General features: G+C 32.4%; 3 protein-coding genes. All 3 read right to left on the reverse strand.

Annotation, left to right across the window (positions count from 1 at the left end; all coding sequences use genetic code 11):
- Positions 1 to 2,035, reverse strand: a 2,035-nt coding sequence (locus F3G91_RS10300) for a DUF637 domain-containing protein (RefSeq protein WP_188116827.1), incomplete at its 3' end; no start/stop codon positions are given.
- A gap of 340 nt (positions 2,036 to 2,375) precedes the next feature.
- Entirely contained in the window at positions 2,376 to 2,810 is a 435-nt protein-coding gene (locus tag F3G91_RS08905) for a hypothetical protein (RefSeq protein ID WP_149701345.1), read from the reverse strand.
- A partial coding sequence (locus tag F3G91_RS08910; RefSeq protein WP_223227860.1) for a hypothetical protein occupies positions 2,791 to 3,481 on the reverse strand: 691 nt, incomplete at its 5' end. The genes F3G91_RS08910 and F3G91_RS08905, both read right to left, overlap by 20 nt.

A 3,481-nucleotide genomic window follows, 5' to 3' on the forward strand; every position in this document is an offset into this window, starting at 1 on the left:
CATTGTGTTTTATATTTGTGTTAGAAGCTGGATTATCTATTTTAGTAACATCACTAGTTACCTCACTAGGCTTTTTACTAAACCTATCCCAAGCTGCTTTTCCAACTTTGTTTGTAGTGGCACTAGAACCAGTAAGTCCAGCTATAAATTCAAAGTCTCTTGCAGTTACACTCTCATAATCACCCAATACTGTATCTAGTTCGCTTTTCATAAAGCCGTTATAAATGAGCGTATCTGCACTTAAGAGAGTATTAGCTATGCCTTTAGCTGTCTCTTTTGTATCTGTTACTAGATAATAAACTCCTGTTATTGTATCTTTTACAAGATTTATTCCACCTTTTGCAAACCCTGTTGCAAAGTTTGCTATATCATTACTAAGCTTTGTATCTACTTTTAAATTTTTGTCATAAAATTCTCTATTGTTAGTAAAACTATCTAAATAGACATACCTATCCTCATATTGCTTCTTATCTGGATTAAATGCATTTGTATTATCTAGGCTTGTATTGTAAAAGCTACTTTGCTTTATGAAATTTGTTGCTAGTTCTATATTATATAGATCATTTGAGCTTAGGCTTTGTCTATAAGTTTCATTAAATGATTTATCTGTTAAAGACACTGCTGCTTTTGCTAGGATAGATTTTGCTTCATCATCACTATAAATTTTATTTGTTGTAGTTTGTAGTTTTGATTTAAAGCTTTCTATATTGTTTTTATTGTTTATAAAGTCTATCTCTCTTTGATGAAGCTGTCTATTATAAGTATCTGCACTTGTAGTTATTTTATAGCCTGTGTTTGCTCCTTCATCTCCATTAGCTATGCCTCCAGCTATTATGCCTATTAGCTGAGATGCTAGTAGGCGTTTGTTGTTATAGGCTTCTATCTCTTTAGTGCTCATATTTGATGTATCTTTATGTAGTGCAGAAGAGATTGCTTCATTTACTGCCCCGCTTAATGCACCAGCTGCAACGTTTTCATGAGATAGCTTTGCTGAGAGAGCTCCTACGGCTGAGTGAAGAGCTATCTTGCCTAGACCTGATTCTTTAAATAATGCATTAGAGTTTATATTTGCTTCATTGCTTGAGTAGCTTCCTACTGCCTTGTAAGCATTATCTGTTGCTTTAGAGATTAAATTTGATAGTAGTGCATCTTTAAAGTTTGTTTTATAGATGGCAGAATTTATTGCTGCGTTTGATGTAGAGCTTAGTAGGTCTGCATATGAGAAAGTATAAGTTGGTGTGTTTATGATATTGGTATTACTTAGAGTATCTATGCTTGATATATAGCTACTAACATATGAGCCTACCCCTGCACTAATGGCTGATTTAGCTAGGGATGATGCGTCAAATTTTACCTTACCATGAGATAAGAGGTTGTTTGTTAGTTGGACTGTTGAGTTTGCTATGACAGCTGTTGTCATAGCTGATATTGCTAGACCTGTAGTTGAACTAGCTGCTGCTCCAAGTGCTCCAGCTACAGCGGTTCCAGCTCCTGCTGTTAGAAATGTAACGATGGCTGTTATTATTAGCGCTCCCATTCCACTAAGAGTAGTTGTCTTATCTTCCCACTCTTTAGAATCTAAAACTGCTTTTACTTGATTTATCGTCTCTTCGTCTATTGGGGTATTTGAGTTTGATCTTAACTCTCTTATAACTCCCTCTTTAAATTCCTCTGAGTTTAAAGAGTCATTTATCGCTTTAAAGGTTGTGGCATCTAGTTTATTAGTTATATCCTTGCCATTTAGTGTAAATTTATCTTTTACCTTGATGATAGCTGGGATCTCTACCTCTTCTATCTTGCCCTTATTTTTTACAGTAGCTGTTAAAACTCCTGCGTTGTTACTTAGGCTTGTATTTACAGATGTGCTCTTTGCTGAGACTAAATTTAAAAGCTTTGTATTTACATCTACATTAGTAGCCTCTATGATAGAAGCTAGGGCATTTATGGTATTTGAGTTTAGACTTATATCTTTTGCTGATAGTGTGCTTATGGCAAGGTTATAGTTTGAGCTACTCTCTTCGCCATTTGACTTCATTAGATCGCCAAAGCCTGAGTCTTTAAATTTAGATGAGCTCTCTAAGCTATATGATGCTGGTAGTAAATTTATATTATCAGCTTTTATATCTAAGCTCTCATCTGCGCTGATATTTGAGCCTAAAAGTGTAGTATCTTGGTTTGAAGCTATGTTTATGTTTTTGGCGTTTAGATTAAAATTGTTTAAATCAATTTTTTAATATTTGGTGTCACTCAAATCAACACTTATGTCAAATTTAAAACATGTCCCTCAATTTTGTATGTTTATGAAGTGCTGTTTTGATATATCCCAAAATTCTATTAGCTCATTCGCTAACGATATGATGGCTACATTGTAGTGCTTATTCAAAATCAAATTCGATTTTACCATTTTCATTTATCCAACCTATTCTAGGGCAAAAATCTCCGAAACAATATTCATCACTTTTAATTTGACTAAAATTATTATGTAATTCTTTTGGGATAGTACTACGCATATAAGCCATGATTTCTTCAATAGAAATATCCCAAATTTTAAATTTTTCTTTTATTTTTATTGGCGTTAGATATGTTTTCAAATTTTTATTATAAAATTGTTCTGGTGGGAAGAAAACTATTTTATTTTCTTTTGCCCAAATTTCTAAAAGTTTCAAAAATGCTTCATAAATCTGTTCTTTTGCGACAATGCGAGACAAATACCAAGGAATTTGATCTATCCAAGAGCCAAATAAATTCTTAAATATAATATTTTTATTTTCTATAAGAACTTTTTCCATACTATTCAAATTTAAGTTCATAAGTTTTAACTCCATTATTATCAAATAATTTTATATCAATAGTCCATCTTGGTTTTTCTCCATTAGGCAACTGTGATTTTGAATTATTTCTAAGTGTAAAAGAGCCAGTATTAGTTTTAATACTATACAAGTCGGATATTTTTCCAGCAATATTCACTTTTTTAACATCTGGCATTTTATCTACACCAGTTAATTCTTTAAAATATGTAAAAATGTTTTCATCAGATACATTTTTAAATACTTTTGCTCCACCCTTGTTACTTAAGTCATCAAGATAAGTTATATTATCTGCTATTGTTACACCATTTCTATTGTTATTTTTATCAAATAATTCTTTAACCTCTTTTTGTTTCGTCAATGATTTTTTCTCAATCTCACCTCCCACAGTAACAATTATATCGTCACTACCACTATTTCCATTGTGTTTTATATTTGTGTTAGAAGCTGGATTATCTATTTTAGTAACATCACTAGTTACCTCACTAGGCTTTTTACTAAACCTATCCCAAGCTGCTTTTCCAACTTTGTTTGTAGTGGCACTAGAACCAGTAAGTCCAGCTATAAATTCAAAGTCTCTTGCAGTTACACTCTCATAATCACCCAATACTGTATCTAGTTCGCTTTTCATAAAGCCGTTATAAATGAGCGTATCTGCACTTAAGAGAGTATTA

Origin of the sequence: Campylobacter concisus (genome assembly GCF_902460715.1) — a bacterium.
In the GTDB taxonomy this organism is placed as follows: Bacteria; Campylobacterota; Campylobacteria; order Campylobacterales; family Campylobacteraceae; genus Campylobacter_A; species Campylobacter_A concisus_AK.

Excerpts from the sequence above, each read along its gene's own strand:
- F3G91_RS08905 (WP_149701345.1), bottom strand. The coding sequence starts at position 2,810 with ATGAACTTAAATTTGAATAGTATGGAAAAAGTTCTTATAGAAAATAAA.